Source organism: Bradyrhizobium sp. Ken51 (assembly GCF_055807435.1).
Genome location: NZ_JBVVPB010000019.1, coordinates 26,761 through 49,200 on the forward strand (window position 1 = coordinate 26,761; position 22,440 = coordinate 49,200).

18 protein-coding genes are annotated in these 22,440 nt (G+C 57.2%); 9 read left to right on the top strand and 9 right to left on the bottom strand.

Going from position 1 to position 22,440, the window contains the following annotated elements; genetic code table 11:
• Positions 1 to 381 precede the first annotated feature (381 nt).
• The 6 genes from AC0L27_RS27795 to AC0L27_RS27820 form a co-directional block, all read right to left on the bottom strand.
• Positions 382 to 2,097 carry an arylsulfatase gene (locus tag AC0L27_RS27795; protein ID WP_473320944.1) on the bottom strand — a complete coding sequence of 572 codons (1,716 nt, stop codon included), beginning with the start codon at positions 2,095 to 2,097 and terminating at the stop codon, positions 382 to 384.
• A gap of 456 nt (positions 2,098 to 2,553) precedes the next feature.
• On the bottom strand, positions 2,554 to 3,531 hold the full coding sequence (locus AC0L27_RS27800; protein ID WP_473320945.1) for a formylglycine-generating enzyme family protein: 978 nt from the start codon (positions 3,529 to 3,531) through the stop codon (positions 2,554 to 2,556).
• Positions 3,532 to 3,637: 106 nt separating this feature from the next.
• Positions 3,638 to 4,171 carry an HdeD family acid-resistance protein gene (locus AC0L27_RS27805; protein WP_275168318.1) on the bottom strand — a complete coding sequence of 178 codons (534 nt, stop codon included), beginning with the start codon at positions 4,169 to 4,171 and terminating at the stop codon, positions 3,638 to 3,640.
• Between the two features lie 21 nt (positions 4,172 to 4,192).
• On the bottom strand, positions 4,193 to 5,788 hold the full coding sequence (locus AC0L27_RS27810; protein ID WP_473320947.1) for an arylsulfatase: 1,596 nt from the start codon (positions 5,786 to 5,788) through the stop codon (positions 4,193 to 4,195).
• A gap of 92 nt (positions 5,789 to 5,880) precedes the next feature.
• Positions 5,881 to 7,614 (bottom strand): arylsulfatase, encoded by a 1,734-nt coding sequence (locus AC0L27_RS27815; RefSeq protein ID WP_354058650.1) that lies wholly within the window; start codon positions 7,612 to 7,614, stop codon positions 5,881 to 5,883.
• A gap of 167 nt (positions 7,615 to 7,781) precedes the next feature.
• Positions 7,782 to 8,735, bottom strand: coding sequence for a helix-turn-helix domain-containing protein (locus AC0L27_RS27820; protein ID WP_473320948.1), 954 nt, complete (start codon positions 8,733 to 8,735; stop codon positions 7,782 to 7,784).
• A 332-nt stretch (positions 8,736 to 9,067) separates the two neighbouring features.
• Between AC0L27_RS27820 and AC0L27_RS27825 the strand changes: the two genes are divergently transcribed.
• Positions 9,068 to 10,069 (top strand): SphA family protein, encoded by a 1,002-nt coding sequence (locus AC0L27_RS27825; RefSeq protein ID WP_473320949.1) that lies wholly within the window; start codon positions 9,068 to 9,070, stop codon positions 10,067 to 10,069.
• Between the two features lie 209 nt (positions 10,070 to 10,278).
• Here AC0L27_RS27825 and AC0L27_RS27830 read toward each other — a convergent pair whose 3' ends face one another.
• Complete coding sequence (locus AC0L27_RS27830; protein WP_473320950.1) at positions 10,279 to 11,289, bottom strand: HAD family hydrolase; 1,011 nt, start codon at positions 11,287 to 11,289, stop codon at positions 10,279 to 10,281.
• 356 nt (positions 11,290 to 11,645) lie between these two features.
• Between AC0L27_RS27830 and AC0L27_RS27835 the strand changes: the two genes are divergently transcribed.
• The 5 genes from AC0L27_RS27835 to AC0L27_RS27855 all read left to right on the top strand — a co-directional run bounded on the left by AC0L27_RS27835 (position 11,646) and on the right by AC0L27_RS27855 (position 15,294).
• Entirely contained in the window at positions 11,646 to 11,873 is a 228-nt protein-coding gene (locus AC0L27_RS27835) for a hypothetical protein (RefSeq protein ID WP_473320951.1), read from the top strand.
• 753 nt (positions 11,874 to 12,626) lie between these two features.
• A complete protein-coding gene (locus AC0L27_RS27840) occupies positions 12,627 to 13,316 on the top strand; it encodes a hypothetical protein (protein ID WP_473320953.1) in 690 nt (229 codons plus the stop codon).
• A 150-nt stretch (positions 13,317 to 13,466) separates the two neighbouring features.
• Positions 13,467 to 14,189 carry an outer membrane protein gene (locus AC0L27_RS27845; protein WP_473320954.1) on the top strand — a complete coding sequence of 241 codons (723 nt, stop codon included), beginning with the start codon at positions 13,467 to 13,469 and terminating at the stop codon, positions 14,187 to 14,189.
• Positions 14,190 to 14,249: 60 nt separating this feature from the next.
• Positions 14,250 to 14,735: a DUF992 domain-containing protein gene (locus AC0L27_RS27850; RefSeq protein WP_275168325.1), complete on the top strand. Its 486-nt coding sequence runs from the start codon at positions 14,250 to 14,252 to the stop codon at positions 14,733 to 14,735.
• Positions 14,736 to 14,829: 94 nt separating this feature from the next.
• Complete coding sequence (locus AC0L27_RS27855; RefSeq protein WP_354058638.1) at positions 14,830 to 15,294, top strand: cysteine rich repeat-containing protein; 465 nt, start codon at positions 14,830 to 14,832, stop codon at positions 15,292 to 15,294.
• A 790-nt stretch (positions 15,295 to 16,084) separates the two neighbouring features.
• Here the strand turns inward: AC0L27_RS27855 and AC0L27_RS27860 are convergent.
• Complete coding sequence (locus AC0L27_RS27860; RefSeq protein WP_354255035.1) at positions 16,085 to 17,599, bottom strand: arylsulfatase; 1,515 nt, start codon at positions 17,597 to 17,599, stop codon at positions 16,085 to 16,087.
• Between the two features lie 1,698 nt (positions 17,600 to 19,297).
• Here AC0L27_RS27860 and AC0L27_RS27865 point away from each other — a divergent pair.
• The 3 genes from AC0L27_RS27865 to AC0L27_RS27875 all read left to right on the top strand — a co-directional run bounded on the left by AC0L27_RS27865 (position 19,298) and on the right by AC0L27_RS27875 (position 21,160).
• Positions 19,298 to 19,612 (top strand): hypothetical protein, encoded by a 315-nt coding sequence (locus AC0L27_RS27865; protein WP_473320956.1) that lies wholly within the window; start codon positions 19,298 to 19,300, stop codon positions 19,610 to 19,612.
• Positions 19,561 to 20,340, top strand: coding sequence for a phospholipase D-like domain-containing protein (locus tag AC0L27_RS27870; protein WP_473321006.1), 780 nt, complete (start codon positions 19,561 to 19,563; stop codon positions 20,338 to 20,340). The genes AC0L27_RS27865 and AC0L27_RS27870 overlap by 52 nt, the downstream gene beginning before the upstream one ends.
• 472 nt (positions 20,341 to 20,812) lie before the next feature.
• The gene (locus tag AC0L27_RS27875) at positions 20,813 to 21,160 is read left to right on the top strand and encodes a hypothetical protein (protein ID WP_473320957.1); all 348 of its coding nucleotides are present in this window, start codon (positions 20,813 to 20,815) and stop codon (positions 21,158 to 21,160) included.
• A gap of 69 nt (positions 21,161 to 21,229) precedes the next feature.
• On the opposite strand, the gene AC0L27_RS27880 is transcribed toward AC0L27_RS27875, so the two are convergent.
• Positions 21,230 to 21,940, bottom strand: a complete 711-nt coding sequence (locus AC0L27_RS27880) for a Bax inhibitor-1/YccA family protein (protein ID WP_473320958.1) — start codon at positions 21,938 to 21,940, stop codon at positions 21,230 to 21,232.
• Between the last annotated feature and the right edge of the window lie 500 nt (positions 21,941 to 22,440).

Sequence of the window (22,440 nt, forward strand, 5' to 3'; positions counted from 1 at the left end):
CACCAGTTGCGCAGATATTACCACCCACGACTCTGCGGAGCAGGGTCGCCTCTTGGTTGCGTGTGATGAAATACTTGGCCAGCCCCCTTCGCCAGCCTACATCGTGCGCCATAGGACGAAACGGCGAAGACAAGTCGTCGCTCAGAACTCGATCGTAGGCTCACGATGAATGTCGATCCCGCTTAGGCCCGGGATCGTTGAGCAAGTCGTGCGATGTCCGGATCAACGTCGTAAACAGACCTCCGCTCGAAAGGCCGAATACGCATGCTGCGGACCAACCATTCGCTGCCACAGGGCGCCCGCAGGTGATTAGCTTAATCAAAAAAACGACGGGCGCCTCGCTATCGGGGCACCCGTAGAATTTTGTCAACGAAGCTCAATTTACTTGGCGATTGCTGCTTGGGCTGCGGCGATCTTCGCTTTCACAGCCTCAAGATTGAAACTCGCGCCCTTCTGCATCGGCGGAAACTCGATCGCGGTCATCGCCAGCTTTTCAACCTGTTGTTGGACAAATACGAAGCGCCAGAATTCGTATTTGAACCAATCGAAATATTGCTGCGCGCCCTCCTTGGTCCCATTGTTCGGCCAGCCCGTGCGCTCAAACGGATCGAGGCGGAGGTTGGTTATGTAGGGTACGTCCGGCTTGGTTTTGTCACCCAGCCAGCCCCCGGGCTGGTCGATGAAACGAAACTTGTAGTCATCGATGCGAACCGCGCCGAGTTCGCTCTCGCCGAAGTACCAGATTTCGTGCCTTTTCGACGGCCCCTGACCGGTGATCATATCCATCTGGTTGTACCCATCGAGATGGCATTTGAACGTGGTATCGCCGATCTGTTTTCCCTTCTTCAATTCTTCCGCAATGTTGGGATTGCCCGCGGCTGCAAGAAGTGTCGGGAACCAGTCGAGGCCGGAGATCATGCCATTTTCCACCCTGCCCGCCGGCACTTTGCCGGGCCACCGGATCATTGCTGGCGCGCGGAAGCCGCCTTCCATCACCGTGCCTTTGCTCTGCGCGAAAGGCGTCTGCCCGCCGTCAGGCCAGGTGAACACTTCGGTGCCGTTGTCGGTCGTGAAGATGACGATGGTGTTGTCGTCGACCCCCATGTCCTTGAGCTTCTTCATAACGATACCGACGTCATCGTCGAGTTGTGCCATACCGGCTTCATGGATCGTCCAGCCGTTCTTGGAGTTGCGTAACGCTTGATATTTCGGCGACAGATGGGTGACGATGTGCATGCGGGTCGGGTTGAGCCACAGGAAAAACGGCTTGTTCTCAGCCCTGGCCTTATCGATGAACGCCAGCGAGAAGTCGCGAATTTCGTCGTCCACAGTTTCCATTCGCTTCGGATAGAGCGTTCCGGCGTCCTCGATCTTCTGCTTGCCTACCCTGCCCCAGCGTGGATCTACCGTCGCGTCGTCAACGCTGGTGGCATATGAATGAATCATGTTCCGCGGACCGACGGTGTTCAGCAGATCCTGCGGATAGGCGGGATGAGCTGGATCTTCCATCGCGTCGAGATGATAGAGGTAGCCGAAGAATTCGTCGAAGCCGTGAACGGTTGGCAAGAACTCGTTCTTATCACCGAGATGGTTTTTCCCGAATTGACCGGTCGCGTAGCCCATTCCTTTTAGCGCCTGAGCGATCGTTACCGCCTGAGCCGGCAGACCAGTGGGAGCGCCGGCTTGGCCAACCGTAGTCATACCGGTGCGGATCGGCAGCTCGCCAGTGATAAAGTTGGCGCGGCCGGCCGTACAACTCGCCTCGGCGTAATAGTCGGTGAACAGCATGCCTTCGGTGGCGATCTTGTCCAGATTTGGTGTCCGGCCGGCCATCATGCCGCGGTGATAAGCGCCAAGATTCCAGATGCCGATGTCGTCGCCCATGATGACGACGATGTTGGGCTTCTGTCCGGCAGACGCAGCTGCGGGCGCTGTCGTTGCCTGCTGCGCCTGGGCAGGGTTCGTCAACCCGACGGCTGCGAGTGCGGAGGCCGCGACCAGAGAGCTGCCGCTCAACAGCAATTCGCGGCGTTTCAATCCTGCGCTGCTCGGCCCGCTAGAGAGCTCTGACTTCTCGGACGCCTTTTTGTCGCTCATGACAGTCCTTTTTCCTGTTCGCGGTGGCTAACGGGCTTTAACTCAACCCAACGAATATCACGCAGAGCACATCAGATCTTGTGATCCGACACGCTGATGCCGACGCCGCACTTTGACTGTGTTTCCAGCGATCGACTATGCACAAACGGCAGCCGCTTCGAACGCACGCATATGCGTTTTGGACCCAACCCCGACAGTCGCGGCATGTCAGCTAAGAGCCAAGGACGAATGCGACACCGCACTGTTGGCGGCCGAGGGATCAACCTGAGCGCCGCCACACGCTAAAAACGTTAGCCTCCCTCTACAAGGGAGGCAGCACACTGGAAAATACCTGGACCGAGAAACATTTTGCTCGTCGAGAACGCTAAGATGAACCGACACGAGCGTTGCAATAGCGCTTACGTCGAGAAGCATCTGAGACATGGGCAGATGGCAAGCTAGGCAATGGCTTTTTCATCAGGATTTCGTCCTGGAGATACACCGGAATCCAACATGGCTCGCCGAAGTATCGATCGGCTCGGCGTGACGGGCTGCCGGGCGATACCGTCGGCAGTAGTTCGGCGCGCACAGATGCGAGCCTCCCTTAAGCACTCTCCGGGGAATGCTGATGTTTGGGGTACGTGGGTCGTAGCTTTCGCCTTCGGCGCCGCCGCGGGGATTCTGCGGAATGCAACAAGCCTTCGGCGCATCGGCGTCGTGCTTCGGCGAATACCAATCGGCCGTCCACTCCCAGACATTCCCGATCATGTCATAGAGGCCGTAGCCATTCGGTGGAAACGCGGTCACCGGCGAGGTACGTTCGAAGCCATCGGCTAAGAGGTTCTCATGCGGGAAGTTACCCTGCCAGATGTTTGCCATGTGTTTGCCAGCAGGCGTCAGTTCGTCTCCCCACGCGAACTCCGCCTCGCTCAATCCGCCTCGCGCGGCGAATTCCCACTCGGCTTCGGTTGGCAGATCCTTCCCGGCCCATTTTGCGTATGCGTCTACGTCGCGTAATGCGACGTGGACGACGGGATGATCTTCGAGGCCACGGATATTGCTGTGGCGTCCGTACGGCCGCCGCCAGTTGGCGCCGAAGGCGAAGGTCCACCACTCACCCCAGTAACGCAGATCCACCGCCTCTTTGGGCGGAGTGAAGACAAGGGAGCCAGCTTTGAGCATCTGCGGCAATGCGTTCGGATAATCCTTCGCTTCAGGAGTTATCTCGGCGAAGGTGACGTAGCCGGTCGCGTTGATAAAGTCGCGGAACTGGCGATTGGTTACAGGGGTCCGGTCCATCCAAAAACCGTCCACGGTGACGCGGTGGGCGGGAGCTTCTTCCGGATAATGCTTGTCCGAGCCCATCCGAAACGTACCGCCTGGTACGCGCACCATCTCTGGATGCGGCGGATCTTCAAGGGGGCGCCTGAGATCAGACTGGCGGGCAGAATTCATGTGACTTCCGTCCTGACGGTCACTTCAGCAGCAGAATGCCCACCCTGCGCCGTGCGCACTATGCGAATTCGGCAAAATCCGTAAACCCCGAAGAGAAAAGAAAGCCTTAGCTACGAACTCGAAAGGCCAGGATTACCAATCCCGCGCCCTGAATGAGGAGCAGCGCACCAAAGACAACCGGCACGGCCAATGCGGCTGCGATGGGAGACCCTAGTAGCAGAAGACCAACCAGGCCGTTGATCGCTCCCAAGATAAGCGGCCCGATGCCGCCACCCTTGAGGCCGGCAATGATCTGCAGAGTGCCCATGAGAAGTCCTTGAACGCCGAGAATGAGCACCAGCACCGTCGGCACAGTCAGGGCAGCAACGAGCGGGTGTCGCAGAACGAAAAGACCTGCGAGAACGCCAACCACTCCGCTGAGCAACGACCATATCCATGGCGTTGAGCGATCGATAAAAACTTGGACGAACGCAAGCAAGCCCGTTATGAGCCAGTAAAATCCCAAAAACGTTGTGAGCGCGAGGATCGTCGCGCTGGGTTGGGTGACAAGCATAAGGCCCAGTATGACGCCGGCAAACCCTTGCAGGAGGAAAACCCACCAGATGCTGGACTGCTGTGGCAGGACGGCGATGTTGGTCATGACCTAAGCTCCCGAGATTTGCTAGTTGTTGGCCGGCGGCAGCCTCAGCCTCTCCATCGCCTGTTCGACAGAGAACGAACCAGGTCGTTGCCGAGGCGGAAATTGCGCGAAAGTCGCCAGATGCTGCCCGACAACTAGCTGCGCGGGCATGACCACGAACGCATGCTCGATAAACCATCGGACATAGTCGCCGGATTCATGTTGGGCCCGCTCGAACGGATCGGAGCGCAAGTTGAACAGCATGGGAAGGCGGAGCTGAACCATCGGTTGTTGCCAGACGCTGAAACCTTCGGCCTTCTGCTCGAGAAAGACTGCTTTCCATTGCTCGAAGCGGAGCCCGGCGAGGTCGCCGTCATCGGTCCAGTAAAAGAATTCCCGACGTTTGTCGGGACCTTTTCCCGCCAGCAGGTCGCGCTGGTCATAGCCGTCAAGATGAACCTTGAAGTTTTGGCCCGCCGCCTCATAGCCTTGCAGCAGCTTTTCCTTGATGGCGGGCTCGCCGGCCGCAGCGATCAGTGTCGTCGCCCAATCTTCCGCGGAAAAGATTTCGTTGATCCCTGTTTTCGCCCGGACGAGGCCGGGCCAACGGATCATCGCTGGGACCCGATAACCGCCCTCCCAATTGGTGTTCTTCTCGCCTTTGAACGGCGTGGTCCCGCCATCGGGCCAGCTGAAAGTTTCGGCGCCATTGTCAGTGGTGTAGATCACGATCGTGTTGTTAGAAATGCCGAGATCGTCGAGTTTCTTCAGCAACTGGCCGACCTGCCCGTCGTGTTCGACCATACCATCGGGGTAGATGCCCAAACCCGTCTTGCCTTGCGATTCCTTCTTAAGGCGCGTCCAGATATGCATGCGGCTGGGATTGAACCAAACGAAGAACGGTTTCTTGTCCCGATTGGCGCGATCGATGAAATCTGTCGATGCCTTTAGAAATTCCTCATCAATCGTCTCCATGCGCTTCTTGGTAAGAGGACCGGTGTCCTCACACTGCTGTTTGCCAAGAGGTCCAAATCGGGGATCGTCGCCGGGCGTGGCAATTGCCGTAGCAAAACACTTCATGACTCCGCGCGGACCGAATTTCGCCCGGAACGATGGATTAGCCGGATAATCCGCATGCTCTGGTTCATCCTCGGCATTTAGATGATAAAGATTCCCAAAAAACTCATCGAAGCCGTGCACGGTCGGCAGAAATTCGTTGCGGTCACCTAGATGGTTCTTGCCGAATTGTGCGGTTGCGTAACCCTGCGGTTTCAAGAGCTCCGCGATCGTTGGATCTTTCGCGGAGAGCCCTTCCTTGGCTGCAGGCAGCCCAACTTTCAAAAGGCCCGTGCGGAGCGGACTCTGCCCGGTGATGAAAGCAGCACGACCGGCTGTACAGGACTGTTGCCCATAATAGTCGGTGAAAATTGCGCCCTCGTTGGCGATACGATCGATGTTGGGCGTCCGATATCCCATCATACCCCGGTTGTAAGCACTGATATTCCAGTAACCGATGTCGTCAGCCATAATAACGAGAATGTTGGGCTTCTGCGGCTGTTGCGCTCGAACAGAAGTGTTGACGGCGGCCAAGGTGGCGAGTGCGATCAGGCTTGGTCGGATGATCTTGCTGAAGCCCATTCTACGTCCTGTGATTCCTGGAATTTCTGGAACATGCGGCCGGCCCTTCGCGGCCGGCCGCTAATTGTGTTCAATCGAGCACTAACCGTTCGCTAATCGCTCCGTCCAGCAGTCTTGGCCTGCTTGAGCTGCTGGATAACCTGGTCGAGGTTGTAGCTTGCAGGATCCTGGAGCGGCGGATATTCGACGTAGGTCTCCAATTCCTTCAGCCACAGCGTCTGACCGATGGGCAACATGTTCCAGTCGTAAACGTAGGCCGTCGAAGGTGAACCGATCGTGCCACCCTGGCCCATGAGGGTCTTGAACTGCGCACCGATCGACGTCTCGAACGGATCTCGCTTGATATTGACGACCTGTGCCCAGTGGTAGGGAAGCGCGCCAGCAATAAAGCCGGATGGAGCGTCAGATACCATCGTGAAGTAGATCTTCCAGTTCTTGTACCGAACCGCCGAGGGGTCCTTGCCGGAATAGTAGAAGAATGTGTCGCGCGCAGACTTTTCCGAACGTCCGGAGAGATACTCGGTCTGATCGACGCCATCCAAGGTCGTCTTGACGATGCCGGGATATTGCCCGGCCTCGATGCGCTTCTTCAAACCATCACCCTTGGCGCCGCCCGCAATATTGATAAGCGTCGGCATCCAATCCAACGACGCAAAAATATCGTTCTTGATCGTGCCTGGCTTGATCACTCCCGGCCAACGGATAAGTGCAGGTGCACGCATGCCACCTTCCCAAGTGCTAAGCTTACCGCCCTTGAATGGGGTAGTGCCGCCGTCCGGGAAGGTAATGGTTTCGGCGCCATTGTCGGTCGTGAACACGACGATCGTATTGTCGAGCTGGCCCATGTCCTCGAGCTTCTTAAGCACAGTGCCGATGTTATCATCCAGCTGCTTCATGCCGGCCTCGTTAAGGCCCCAATCCTTGCCGCCGGCTTCGCCAATCATGCCCGCGTACTTCTCATTCAGCACGGTCGTAATGTGCATGCGTGCCGGATTGTACCAGGCGAAGAAGGGTTTGTTGGTTTTCTTCGGGTCATTGCGATCGAGGAAGTCAACGACCTTCGCCGAGATTTCCTCGTCCACGCTCTTCGAGCGCTCAAGCGTCAGGGGACCTTGGTCGCTGCACGTCATGTTCTTTGCGGTGCCATCGGACGATTTGCACGACAAGACTGGTCGTGGCGGTGTCAGGCAAACTGGTGACGTTTTCGGATCAACCGCACCATTTACCTCCTGCAACCCAGGTATCGGCGTGTTCTTGCACGGCGGAGCAACGGTCTGTTGAGTAGGAGACTTGTTGAGGTCCGGGAAGCTCACGCCTTGCATCGCGTCGAGATGATACAAATAGCCCCAGAATTCCTGAAATCCATGCGCGGTCGGCAATGCATCGGTATGGTCGCCGAGATGGTTTTTGCCAAATTCGCCGGTATTATAACCGAGATCCAGCAGGAATTTTGCGAGTGCCGGTGTGCCGGGTCGTAGATAGGACGGGCTGCCAGGCAACTGCGGAGGAATCATACCTGTGCGCAACGGATGCATTCCAGTGAAGAAAGCGTTCCTTCCGGCCGTGCAACTTTGCTCGGCATAGTAATGCGTGAAGATCGCACCCTCGTTGCCGATGCGGTCGATATTGGGTGTCTCGCCAACCATCAATCCGCGATGATAAATGCCTGGCTGGTATAGTCCAATGTCGTCGCCCATGATGAAGAGGATGTTGGGCTTTCCGGCTGGTGCCTGTGCGAAGGCAGGCAGGGAGATCACCGGCAGACTGACTGCCGCCAAGGCGGTTGCTGACACCAGCATACGTTTGAAGTTTCTAGTGATCTTCATAACTCCGGCTCCTAGCTGTCACGATACTTGATCGGCAGACTTCTCGAAGTCTGTGGGGTGCAGAAGCGAAGAGGAGCTGCCCCACTCACAGGGCTCCGCTCTCCGTGGACATTAGTCTGTCCGAAGTTTCTTCGATCGCGCTATGCGAATTCGGCACAGCGCTTGAATTACTCCTCCTTGCTGGAGACGCGGCGCAACGTTGATGACGGCGTCTCTCCGAAGACGTCGCGGTAAGCCACCGCGAAGCGCCCGAGTTCGGTAAAGTGATGATTTCGCGCAATCTCTGAAACACTGGCTGATGCCGGATCGGCGCAACGCAATGCTGATCGCGCCCTATTCAATCGCTGCAACAGGTAGTAACGGCTTGGACTAACGCCCAGAAATTCGGCGCAGCAAAGTCGCAAGGTGCGCTCCGGCACCCCGATTGTGGTGCAGAGCTCCGACAGATTCAAATGAGGCTCTTTTTGTCGAGCCAAGCAGTCCTCGAAACCAACCATAATGTCCGAGTGGCGCCGCCTGGAGTTCGGGGGTCTACCCCCATTCTTGATCGACAGGCATTTGACAAGCGCGCTGAGCAACTCGCGCTCAAGCGAGGCGGCGCCCGCTGTTGAGAATACTTCCCCCACCAGTTCAGCGAGATCGCACAGCTTCGAAACGATGGCAAGAAACGCTGCGGTGGCGTCGTGTGCAGGCATGACGTCACAGGATTCTGATGGCACTCTGATACTTTCGCCGATCAACCTTCTGCTGCATGCGGTAAGCTCGTCTGGCGGCAGAGATATAAGGCACCACTCGGCTCCTCCAGTGGTGCGCTGGTGTGCTCGCTGTTCAAGGGAATGGAACACCAGGTCGCCGAAGTTCAAGGCCACGCCGCAATAGACCATGCTCCGCGTCCGGCTTGTCGAAAACGAGATATGCACATGGGCCGACGGCAAGGCGATAAAGGCGATGCGGGGAAGGTTCTCTCTTCCTCTCAGCACGTGCAGGCGACCAATTTTCAAGTGGGTCAATTGCCCCTTGAACTCTCCATTACCTGTTACAAAAAGCTCGACCTTTTCTGCTCCAATCGCCGCACCGTAGGCATCGGGACTAACGAAGATCGCCGTTCCGTTCTGGATCATCCGAATCCTCTCGTTCGAGATGGCCGCCACCGCCGCGAGCCGAGCCGGGCTACAGCATGGTAGATTGGCAACGACCTGCCTATGCAGCTTCGGAAGCCGATTGTGCTCCGTTGCGACTTTTTGGTGCCCTGAGATCTCCGCTACGCGACTCGCGCTTTACTCCGAGTGTTGCGCCGGTACATCAACCACGCACAGTTTGCTGTTTTTGCCGATTTTGCATAGCTTAAGGCCGAACCGCAGATAGCATAGGATTGGATCTATCGAGGAGCGGGCGGATGCGGCGTGATCGTTCGATCAGGGACTTCCAACTCGGTACCGGTGCGATCTGTGCGATGCTGATCCTCACCACCCAACAGTCCCGCGCCGACGAAAGCGGCATTTCGTTTTGGCTGCCTGGCCAGGTCAGCAGTCTGCCGGCAGTCCCGCAGGGCGCGCCGGGCTGGTCGATGGGAACCGTCTATTATCACACGAGTGTTGCAGCCTCCGGCTCCGTCGCCGCGGCAAGAGAGATCCAGGTCGGCAGATTCGCACCGACCGTCAATGTCAGCCTCAACGCAAGCCTGAATGCGCAAGCCGATCTCTTGTTGCTCAACCCGACCTACACTTTCGGCACGCCGGTCCTTGGTGGTCAGTTGGCGATGGGAGTAACCGGCATATTCGGCCGGTCAGCCGCGACCATTGACGGAACACTGACAGCGAACGTGGGAGGCTTTGCGGCAACCCGGATGGGGAGTATCGGAGATTCGATTACCTCTGTCGGCGACCTCTACCCGATGATCACGCTCAAATGGAATTCAGGCGTCAACAATTACATGACGTATATAACGGGCGACATTCCGGTCGGCGCTTACGATCCAAGTCGCATCGCGAACCTTGGTATCGGCCACGGCGCGATCGATGCCGGCGGCGGCTACACTTACCTGAACCCGGCTTCCGGCGTAACGATCTCCGGCGTTGCGGGGTTTACCTACAATTTCAAGAACCCCGACACTCAGGTTCAAAGCGGGATCGATTTTCATTTCGACTGGAGCACAGCCCAATTTCTTACGAAACGGGCTTTTGTGGGCTTCGTTGGCTACGCCTATCAGCAAGTCTCAGATGATACTGGCGGTCATCCACTGCTTGGTGGCTTCAGATCCCGCGTTCTCGGCGTGGGGCCCCAATTCGGATACATCTTTCCCGTCGGCGACATGCAGGGGTACTTAAACATTAAGGCCTATGGGGAATTCAATGCGGCCAACCGGCCATCTGGTTGGAATACTTGGCTGACGTTTGCAATTTCCCCAACTGCGGCAATTGATGCGAAAGCGACCCGGCATCTCGTGACGAAGTAGGGCCGCAAAGCCGCCGAGGCCTTCGCCTCCCAACGCGCCTTCTACTTTCCTTCTAATCGCTCGATCGGACGGGCTTGGCCGCCATGCCGGAAGCGCTCCCGGGCCGGCGAATTACACCCAACGGCCGCAACCATCGCCAATTTGACGTTCGTGGCTGCAATCGCGCCTGATTCCGAATGAAGTGCAGATAGAATGAACCAGCAGTGTTTTCAGCGCGTATCGAAGGGAAAGATCACTTTCCAGTCTTTTTTCATATCGATCACCGTCCACCTATTCGTAGCAGCGGCGTCCAAAGCAACGTCGAGATGCCCGAAATGCGACTGCCGATCGTAGGCGTACTCGCGCACTGCGTCGGTGTGATGAACGATAGCCCCAAAGCGCAAGCCGTCGCTGATGGTAGTCCATTGAAGCATTTCGAGATCTCCGTCTGAGTTTCCGAATGCAGCAATTGGGCGACGGCCTACGGCTTCGTTGATGCCGACGGGCTTGCCCGCCTTATCGTCGATGAAGTTCAACTCCGGCAAACGAAACAGCGTAGGAATTCCGTCGCGCATCTCGAATTTGGTCTTGATGGATGAGCCTACGACCTGGTCGGGAGGAACCCCGTAAACCTTATCTGTCCATGGACGCATGAACTCAACTCCACCGCCCGAGACGATAAAGGTCTTGAAGCCGTTCGCCCGCAGGTAAGAGAGCAACTCAAGCATTGGCTGGTAGACCAGATCAGTATATGGCCGCCGGAAGCGCGGATCGCGCGCGGAGCCGAGCCAATCCATTACTATTTTCGAGAACTCGTCAGTGGTCATCCCGGCATGGGTCTGCATGATCAGATCGAGGAGGCTCCGCTCGCTGAACCCCGCCAGTGCTTTCATGTCGCCCTCAAGAACCGATTGGAAAGGCTCGGTATATCGCCATTCCGGATGCAATGGCGCCAAAGCCTTTACCCGCTCGAGGGCGAATACCAATTGAACATACATTGGTTGCTCAACCCAAAGCGTGCCATCGTTGTCGAAGGTCGCGATACGTGCGGCGGGCGGCACATACTGGGAACTTCCGGACGTCGTAACTCGACGCACGAAATCGACGATAGCTTGTTTAGTCGAAGTATCGTTCCATGACGGCAATGGGTCATCTTGGGCAGACGCGCGCGGCAGCCAGCTGAGAGACAGCGCCACGCCCAGTATCGCGCCGGCAATGGCGCGCCAAAATTTGCGCCTCATAGCTCACCTCCAAAAGCCGATTGATGACAGCGGCCGTCTAGTCAAAGCTTGATGGACTTGGATGCTCACCGTCTATGCAGTTTCGGCGAATCTTCGGAATACACGGGGTTACGAGCAATGAAGGAGGGTGCTCGACATTGCTCAACCTTTCCGAAATATGTCTCCCCTACGGGCACGTTCACATGGAACTGCCGCAAAATCGAATGAATTGAATTTCTCCGGAATTGCATAGCGCGCCTGAGTGTTGAACTTCAGACTGCGGCAAGCCACTGCGATAAACCACCTCCAGGCACGATCGCTTTGGAGGCGAGGACAGCAACCACTCCATGGCCGACTGCAGGATTGTAGGATTGCTCATGATCACCGCCCGCTCGCTGGCTATCATTCTCATCCTTGAACATGCGCTGCCGTCAGTGGCCATCGCCAAAGACGGGCACGAACGCACCGTGACAATTCGCGATACTCGGTCCGCTCCGCGCGTGAGATCTAGCATGGTCGCTCGACAGGATCTGTTTGATCGGCGCAACCCAAATAACTTCCGCGTAGACTGGCCCAGCCCTCCTGCCCAACCCGGCCAATTCTGAGGGAGCAGAACTTATTGATGAACTTCCTCATCCGTGAGGGTGAATCAAGTCGGTCCTGTCGCACGCGATCTTAGGCCGCGAAGGTCGATGCCACGAAGCGAACCGAGTTGCAGACAGGCCATTTTATTGTGATCTCGATGCCGACAACCGGACTGCCTTAACACTTCAGAGAGACCAACAATGCGCAAGATGCTCCTTGTCGTGACAACAATGCTTTTGGCGGAAAACTCGCATGCCAAGCGCAAACGGACCTCACCGCATATGCGGATGCAAACGGATACATCGACGTCCAAACATTGACCTGCGCCGCGCTTGCAAGCAAGGGGACGCCGATCGGCTCACCACCTGGTATAGCGGCTGGTACAACGGCCTCGCCAAGAAGCATTACTTCAATATAGCGAGATCAAAAGAGCTCGAGCATGAGGTGATCGTCTACTGCAAAGCAAGTCCTCAAATAGCATCATTGAGGCCATTGCCGTCATGCTCAAGCAAGAGCGGCCCTCGGCCGGATTCAAATGACATTGCTCTTGACCGCAATTTTTAAGCTTCACGATGTGGAGCACGTGGTCTTGCGAGAGCCTTCATCCCCAGATTCCGCGTCAGAATTGGCCGGCAGAGAGAATTACCTTTCCGGTCGCCGGAATTGCATAGCCAAACGCACAACGCTCTTCCATGGTCGCCCCGAGTAACGGGACGCCTTGCGACAATTCTGGAAGCGAGACGTCCGAGAACGTTGACGAAGAAGGGGGCGATATGACGAGCAAGACCACGACCGCCGCGCTCGCAGGATTTTTGGGCGTTTCCATCGCGTTCACAGGCATCGCCAGCGCATTTGGGCAGGCAGGTCCATCATCGTCCTCAATCAAAACGATCGGAACCCCCAGCGCGCCTGCCAAACCCGAAATCGTCCCGTCCCTGTTCGTAATGAACTCCCGCGGTGCATCACTGCAGGGAGATAGCTTGGTTCTGACTGGCGTCACGCCGAGCTCGATTATCTTCGCCGATCGCCCGATACGAGCTGCCGGTCACCAGGCCACCGCCGACGTGATTGCAGAATGGGGCGCAGGAGAGGACAGCTTCGCCAAGAACCCGCCCAATGCGACAGTGTCCGTTTTAGCGAAGGACGGCTCAGTGAAGGATGCAGTCGTGGTGCTGAAGAACCCGAAGCTCGAGGGTGACAAGCTGACGTTCACCGTGCAGACGCTGGAAGGTGATCTCGCCGGCGCCGACGGAGCGGCAGCGATCTTCATCGATATTATCGGGCGACCGCTGACGCCGCTATCGTTTGCCGGAGTTGCTCGCCGTTCAGCATTCCGCGGCGCAATGTACGCGGGCGCTGCAGGGGCTGCCGCATATGGGGCGGCAGCTTATGCCGCCCCATATTATCGTTCCTATCCGCCCCCTCCGGCCTGCGGCTACTACCCTTACCCGCCTTGCTATTGAAGACGCACCTCCGAGAACAGACCCTCTTGCCTTCGGAGCTCGGCGCCCTTTGCCGCGGGCGCTCAATCCTGACAGCCGCTCGGCTTCCCCGAATGCTCCTCCAGAATTCCGTCGGTAAACTTGGCGGCTTCAACTCATAAGGACCGGCTCATGTGGCGTTTGGCACGTATCGCTCTCCTCGCCACCACGACCGGCGCCGTTAGCGCATCGGCATCTGCTGCCGACCTCCCAGGTCGACTGGAGCCGCTCGCACCGGTCGCCTATGCGCCTGCGTTTTCATGGACAGGCTTCTACGTTGGTGGAGAGCTGGGGTGGATACAAACGAACCCCCAATACACGACCGGCGCACATTTGTTCGGGGCTCCATTCCTGCTCACATCCGGCTCGCGTAAGGATGGCCTGACATATGGAATTCTCACTGGCTATAACTACCAAGCGGGTCAGTTTGTGTTGGGCGTGGAAGGCGATTTTCAGGGATGGACGGTCGGCGTAATACGCTACACTGCCATCACCGGCGATTTCCTCACGGCGCATAGCAAATGGGGCGGCTCGATACGCGGCCGGCTCGGCTACGCTGCCGACCGCGCCCTGCTCTATGTGACGGGTGGAGCGGCGTTCGCATCCATCGAGACCTCGATTCCTTTTACCGGCATTTCGGTCGGCGGCGACGGCACGCGGGTGGGCTGGACGGCCGGCGCCGGAGTGGACTACGCCATCACAAACAACTGGTTCACAGGCCTCGAGTATCGCTACTCACAGTATCAATCCAGATCCTTGGTGTATCCGATACCGGTTCTCAATCTTGGCATCATTGGGCTTAAGCAAGAGCTGAGCAACAACCAGGTCACGGTTCGCCTTGGCTATAAGTTCTGAATCGCCTTCGACCCTTGACTGAGCCCACATCGAGTAATTGCAGCAACGCGGGATTTCGTCATGCTCAAATGTCTGTTCACGCTGTTGCTCGTGGGGCTCGCCGCAGTGGTCGTATCACCTTCGGTTGCCCAGCAGCCGGCTCCCGGAGTTAGCGTGGGTACCCTCACGTGCAAAATGGCGCCTTCCATCGGCTTGATCTTTGGATCACGCCAGCGGATGGCATGCCGCTTCGCACCCAATGGCCCTTATCCGCAAGAAGCATATCTCGGCGTAATGGGCACTATCGGTATCGATATCGGGATCACGGCAGGCGGGGCGATGGCTTGGGGCGTCTTCGCCCCCACGGCAGGTCCACGACGCGGAGCGCTATCCGGCACTTATGTGGGCGCGAGTGGCGCCGTTGGCGTAGGCGTCGGGGTCGGCGCCAATCTGCTGTTCGGCGGAACGGGGCGTTCGATCGCCTTGCAGCCGCTCTCCCTCGAGGGCTCGGTCGGGATCAATTTGTCGCTTGGAGTTTCAAGCCTCACGCTTTCCTTAGCGCAATGAATTACAGACAAGGAGCATCCCTCAGTGTTCATCACGAGCCCGCAGCCATTTCAACGACGGCGCGGTTCGGAGCCAGTCATCAGAGGACGTATCGATGAGAATGACAGTCAGATTAATTATCATCCGTGGGGCTCTCCTGTGCCTGGCCATTTCGTCGGCTGGCAACGCGTCCGCGCAGACCGACGTGGGAAAGGCCCTTTTGGAAAAGCTGACCGCCAGGGTGGCAAAGCTTGAGAGCGCCTGCGCAAGCGATATCAAGAAATACTGCAAATCGGTGACGCCTGGTGAAGGGCGCATGATTTATTGCATGCAAGCCCATGAAGACAAGATCAGCCCCAAATGCGCATTTGAACTCGGGGAAGCCGCGACAAGTGTGCAAACAACGGCAGACGTTCTGAAAGACGCTGTGATTGCGTGCAAAGCCGAGATAACCGGAACGTGTGGAAAAATAGTGCCCGGCCAAGGTCGAATTGCCGCTTGTCTGCTGTCTAATAAATCGACAGCCTCTGCGGGTTGCGTGGAAGCCATTCAGAGGGTCGAGACCATGTCGTCTCAATAGCACATCGTCGATCAAAGCCTTATTGACCTGCCAGGTCGCTATCCCCATCAGCCTGACGGTCTCCCGAAGATCGCTGGCCCAAACAGCGCAGAAGAACTTCCGTGTCCGACAACGAACCGGAAGAAACGACCCGAGCTTTTTTTTGCTCTCGCACCGAACCGTTCGGGCTGTTCAGAATTCCAATGGCGCGAGACGAAACCGACTGTTGACGATTTGACAAGTCAGTATTGGTTTGCTCGGAAGGGAAAACCGTGCCTACCCGGCACACGATCAATACACCTTTCCAAGAACCAGATTCTTAAGGCGCGCCAAGGCCCCGTAACACTCCGCCAATTCCAAAAGCTTCCGTCTTTGCGGTCCATCCTGCATGCTTGCGGCGTCTTGAATCAGGATTTGCGAGAGTTCGTCGCACTCCTCCACAGTCAGATGTTGATCTTCGATCGAGGGTCTGACGTTTATCGATGTGTTCACGCTGGCTACCCTTCTGGCGGTGCTCGCGATCAGGCCATCGAGGGGAAGCTTGCGCTATAACATGCGATAAACTTCGTTCATCTTTCTCGGTGGCGGTTCCCCGTGGAGCTACGTGCATGAGTTCTGAATGCTCGTTGCCGTGACAATGCCGGCTTTGCATATCCTGCGACCACCTATCCGGCCGATTGCCGCACCGCTCGGCGCGCTCACCGGCGCCCGGATGACGATGGACCGGCAGACCTGCGCTGCGCATCGGCTTCCGTCTGGCCGCTGGTGTCGCGCCGGTGTTCCGCTATCCGCTTGATGACGCCGCTCCGGATCAGCCGCCACTGCCAAATTGTGTGATGTTCGGCGCCGGCGGATTGGGATATCGCCTTGTCGTTGCCTTGTAGTCTTCGACAGTTTTGAGCGCCGGCCCCGACACCCAGCCAAACATCGCAGCCACAATGAGGTCCTCGTGAGGATCCATCTCAATGTTGAAAATCTTCGGGTAACCGGCCATTGGAGCACCGGCGGAGAACATTCCCGGCTGCCGCTGCGGGCCGATACCGGTGGGGTGAACGTCGGTAAAGTAAATGCGCCACTGCTTCCAGCGCGTGGCGACGAGCTCTCCTCCGATAAAGCTCAACATGCTTTCGCGACGACCCGTGGCCGCAGCGCCGATCAGGAGATCGAACTGATCGATGCCGTCAATCGCTCGGTCCGCTGGCATCGTGCCTCCCACGATATGTGAGAACGTCGGCAGGAAGTCCATGATGGAGAACATGGCGTATGTAGTCGTTCCCGGCCTGACCCTGCCAGGCCAGCGGATGATCGCCGCTGTCCGTATCGCTCCTTCGGTCACTTCGCCCAATTCACCGCGGAACGGCCCGGAACTGCCCATGTCGGGCGTCCCCTGATTGCCGTGTTCGCGCGCGGTTTGTCCTTGCGGGCCATTGTCGGAAGCAAAGACGACAATCGTGTTGTCCTCGAGTCCAAGTTCCTTGAGCGTGTCGAGAATCTCGCCGACGTGATAATCGCCTTCCATCAGCTTGTCGCCATAGTTACCAATCCGCGATTTGCCCTTGAATTGCTGAGAAGGCAGGTTCGGAAAGTGCCCCATGGAAAAGGGAAGGTAGAGGAAGAAGGGCATCGCGGCGGCTTTTTGACGCCGCATGAAATCGACTGATTTGTCCACCAGCTCATTGTCGATGTTGGCGCGCACCTCTTCGGTGAATGGCTTGACGGTCTGCAAGGGCCCCTTAGCCTTCCCCTCGACGATATGGGGCCCTGCTCTCAGCAACGCATCATAAGGCTCGTCGATCGAATGCGTGAGAGCGATCGTTGCGGGGTATGTTGCTGCATCCCAGCTGATGTCAGGCGGAATACCGTAGAACTCGTCGAATCCGTGCGCCGTCGGCAGGCTTTGGGGGGCGCTTCCGAGATGCCATTTCCCAAAGATCGCGGTGGCATAACCCACGTTCTTGAACAATTCCCCCATCGTGAAGGCGTTTGCAGGAAGTGTATAGGGGCTGCCTTCAATGGCGATCAGCGAAAGCCCACTGCGAATCGAGTACTGGCCCGTCATAAGTGCCGCACGGGAGGGCGTGCAGGCCGGTTCGACCAAAAACTGCGTGAGACGGAGTCCCTCTTGGGCAAGCGCATCGAGGCGCGGCGTCGGAGCTCCGCGCAGCTGGCCTCCGCCGTACGATCCGAGGTCGCCGTAGCCGACATTGTCAGCCAGGATAAAGACTACGTTGGGCTTGTTGCGCTGCTGCGCAAACGCGGTCGTCGACCCCATTAAGGCTAGTAGCGCCACACAGGACGTAAAGCGCAATCCAGCAGAGATCTTCATGGGAGCACCTTTCTGAGCCCGGACAATTGATCCTGTTTCCGCGTGAGAACTGAGCAGTGCACTAGGACCAGCGGTGCCGAAAGGCACTCGGGGCGATCAGTGCCATATCGTCTGTTGCGGTATACTCAAAACGCCGTGCTATCGCGCGAACCGGCTTCACCCAGCAGTACATCGGCTTGAAAGCGATTCGCCACGGCCGATGCCCTCGAATGCGTCCGCCGAACATGCTGCCCGCAAGCAGCGTTGATGCGAAAGTTGTTCGGCTGCTTGCGTACATCTGAAACCTCTCGCACTACGACGAAACGACCTTACGAACGTTCGTTTGCGCGTCTATGCGATTTCGGCACGCGCCGGTCCATGCTCCGAACAAGTAAGCCCGGAGCTACGAGCGTCTGCTTGCCACAAAGTCTAATCAAGCAAGCACGCTCTTATCCGCCGGGAGGCGGATGAGCCGCTTAGAAATTCTTCCGGCCCCCGTTCATGCTTCAGATCCTATCGCGCCGGCATATCGCCCATCCTGGAAACGCATCCTGTGCAGGGCACACCCGCCGCCCTCAACCTCCGCATACATCCCAGGAGCGCACTGGGTGATTGAACTTCTAGGCTTGGGCTGGTCCAAGGACCACACTCGCCCGCACTAAGCTGGGTCATGCGGATTCCGCTGGTTCTTTGCATCACGTTTATCTCCATACGATTTGGGCGGAGACACGACAGGACATCGACGCCGATTTGCGACCACAGCAAGCAATTCGATGACGTGAGTTCGGTGCGCGCACGCTTCCGGCGGGTTTCCGTGTAGCGACTATGTCCTACCGTTGCTCTAATTCGCGGCGAATGTACCTGTCTCTCACGAACAAGCGAGTAAAACTGCCCCGTGCTGGCTTTTCAGCAGCGGCCGATGTCGAGACTGCCGCCGATCTCAACGCGCTGTCGACGGTGCGCTATACTCGTCAACCCGAACTCAAAGAAGTCTACTTGGCCCATTGGTTCATTTGCAGGCACGTTTGCAAGCTGACGTAACTGGGAGTGCCCCCGATCGACTCCTGGGGAATGCATTCCGCTTTGCTCGAGGCCGGGAACGTCGACCATCGCTGGGCTAACTGCTTTCGCGCTCCCTGTTCATCCCTGATGCACGCCCGGAGCGATTGGGTATCGGACAGTCCGGATGTCGCAGCCAAATCGAGCTTGCAGCTTCTTGCCATGTCAAACGCCGGCACACCGTCCGCTACCGCCACAACCAGTTGTGTGCTCAGAGCGATCATAGCCACTGAAAACGGCATTTTGTATTCTCCTAGAAGTAGCGCTTTTTTGCCGAAGAGCTGCCCTCAACGAAGGCGCCAGCGGCAGTCTCGATCGCTAACAAAAGCTCATGTCAGTGCGCTTTTCTCTTTGTAGCAAGCGCCCCTGCGAAGCGGGTCAGAACACTTCCGGACCGCTACGCCAGTTAGCCACGCTCTGCGTACGACGCCTATGCAACTTCGGCAGACGCAATGACACAGGCTGGATTGACGGGTGGGCTTCTCGGGCGGAAGGCGCCTCCTGAGGTTTTGCCAACTCAGGTAGGCACTATGCCGATTTTCGGCGAACGGCCGATTCTGCATAGCCCCTAGCTGCAGCACCGGCGAACATCCTCCCGGCGGACATTCACTCAAGCACTCGGCCCGCATGATTACGACTCTTGCTGATGGGGAGAGCAAAATGACGCGTCTCGTGCTCGGATTGCTCCGACCTTATCGCGGCTGGCTCGCTATTGTTTTCGCAGCGATGCTGCTCGAGATTGCGGCCAGTCTGGCGGCGCCTTGGCCCCTAAAGCTCGTGCTCGACGACGCACTCGAAAAGCATAGATTGCCCGACTGGCTGGCATGGGCACATGACTATGGCTTCGGACGCCACACGCTCGGTGTGGCCATGTTCGCGGGCGCCGCGACGCTGGTCATCGCAATCATAAGCGCGCTCGCCACATACATCGACAATTACTACACCACCAGCATCGGACAATGGCGTTCGCGTTAACGCATCAAAAATCAATGGTCATCGACGACAAGATCGGTTTTGTAGAGTCCCTGAATTGGGAGCCTCGTGATCTCACGGGAACCAGAGACTATGCGGTCACGACGACCAAGAAGAGCGAAGTTCGGGAAATGGTACGGTGTTTCGACGCTGATTGGACCCGCAAACCATTCAAGCCAGATCCGAAGTCGCACCTAATTTGGTGTCCGAACAACGGGCGCGAGCGTATCGCGAATGTGATCGATAAAGCGAAAAAGACGCTCTGGCTGCAAAATGAACGTTATCAGGACACGGTGATCGTAGAAAGGCTGGTACGTGCTGTGAACCGCGGCGTTCGCGTCAAGATCATGGCTCGAGCTCCACATAAGCTAGGCGGCAAGAAGCTCGCCGAAGGGATCGGCGGCTTGCGCATCATGCACGACGTTGGAGCGAATGTGCATCTGTTGCAGGGGCTTAAGCTTCACGGCAAGATTCTGATTGCGGATGGGAAAGAAGCAATTGTCGGATCAATCAATCTGAGCCCGGGAAGTTTCGACTCGCGACGCGAGCTGGCGATCGCGACCAAATCCAAGCCTGTGATCAAACGGTTGGTCCAGGTCTCGCGGCGCGACTGGAAACATTCGCATAGGCTCGATTTGTCCGATCTCGGAATTTTGGCCGATCTGAAAAAGCACGGCCAGGATGGGGCGGCGTTGGTTCTGGGTCACGGTGATGGCAGCAGCAAGAAATAGCTGGCCGCGCTTTTCCAAAACAGTGCTCGGCGTGCGCTGACTCGGTCTAGCATGCCAAGCGGAACGTCAGGCTCGATACTGCCTTTAGACCATTAGACGTGCCGCCAGATATCAGGCAGCCCACACTTCGTCGGTGGCGCAGCGTCACCCGGTCGGCCTGCACGCTTGCTCCGGGCGCAGTTATCACGATCAGCGACGCCGCAACTTGTGGCTCGGCCTTCGCGAGTCACTTTCAACGTTTCTGTGTAGCGTCACGGAGGTGCAAAAGCCGGAAATGGCCGGATTTGCATACTGTCTTGCTACGCATCGGTCCACACTCGACGTGGCAAATCGGCCATCACTGCGGTGTATTGGACCATCTGTACTAAAAGCGGCCCCCTGCTCGTTGAGATCGGGCCATTCGGCAAGCCCGCGATCAGCAATGGCTTACATCTTCCAGTCACGACGATCTTCGAATTTTAGGGATGCTAGAATGCAAGCAACTCAATTTGCGGTTAGCCTGGCCATGCTGATGACGATGATCGGGCCAAGCTATGCCGCAGGCCAGCAATTCTTATGCAAAGGTCAAATCGTTCAACAGATGCTGGATCCGGCCATTCAACCAAAACCAGTCGACCTGAACGTCACGCTGGATGGCAGGGACGGGATGTCGCTGATCACGGCAAATAATAAACTCCCTCTCCGTGTTACCAGTAATAACAAGATCCAGCTCAAGTTTGTGACAAAGGAATTCGTTGGAGAAGACTTCCATTATACGGGCGACCTGTTTCTCATCTACAACTCAGGGCCTCTCGCTCGGCTTAGTTGCACACCCTCCTGATTCCCAATGAATTCTTCCCGTGAGACGTTTGAGGGATCTGGGCGCCGCGCACGCCAATTAGTCCAGATGCTAACGCCGGCCGCCCATGAGGCGCAGCATCATCATGAACAGATTGATGAAGTTTAGATAAAGCGACAGTGCGCCGATCACCGCCTTGCGGCCTGTCGAAGTTCTGTCATCGCCACCTTCGTACATCTCCTTGATCCGTTGGGTATCGTACGCTGTGAGACCTGCGAACACGCCGACACCGATCACGGAGATCATCCAATCCAGCCCGCTAGATCTCAGAAACAAATTCACCAGGCTGGCAACAATGATGCCGATCAAGCCCATGAAAAGAAAGATGCCGGCACCCGACAAGTTGCGCCGGGTCGTGTAACCCCACATGCTAAGCGCACCAAAGGCGGCGGCCGAGACAAAGAACACCCGTGTGATCGAAGACTCCGTGTAGATGTGAAAGATGGTCGACAGGGAGATTCCGACAAGCGCCGCATAGAGGAAAAACAATCCTCTCGCGGTTTCCACCGACATCGTGTTGATTCGTGCACTGATGAAGAACACCAGCGCCAGGGGAGCCAGCATCAGCACCCACATCAGCGGACTTTGAAGTAATTCCGGCCCGCTGAACTGATAGGTCAGCAGCGCCATGACGCCCGTTAAAGCAACCCCGGCAGCCATATAGTTGTAGACCCGCAACATGAAAGCGCGGAGGCCGATGTCAATCGCTGTAGCGTTCGGAGAAAGGGGGGCAGCGGGTGCATTTCCGTCGTAATTCGACATAGGTCGCGTCCTTGTTGATCCTCGCGCGAGAAATTCGGCGGCTGCTTATGACGGAGTCTTCGTAAATCTCGCGCTAGACCGGAGCACTTCGTCCTGAATGCGTGCAATCATGCCGCGGCCTGTTGACTGATCAAATTAGCGCGGGGGGCTGCGCGTTACTATGCGAGTTCGGCAAACCAAACGATTGCGCGCGCAAAGGCGACGGCCGTTAGAAGCCAATTTTGCATTCGGAATAGTTGCTGAACGGGGCACAGGCGGTTCAAAATCCGCGTAAAGATGACGCGACTGAATAGGCCTCGCGCGCCCTTTGTCTGATCGTTAGCTGTTGGAGCGAACCTTCAGGGGCGCACCACCTTGTAATTGGTAAGGCTTCTAGATTGGTGGCAACTCGGCTGGGCATGGGCAAACGGCAGCCTGAGTATTCCCGGCAATAACCTGTACAGTGGGCACACCGTATTGGGAAACTGATCGACAGCGCACCGCCTGCGGCCCGACGGCTC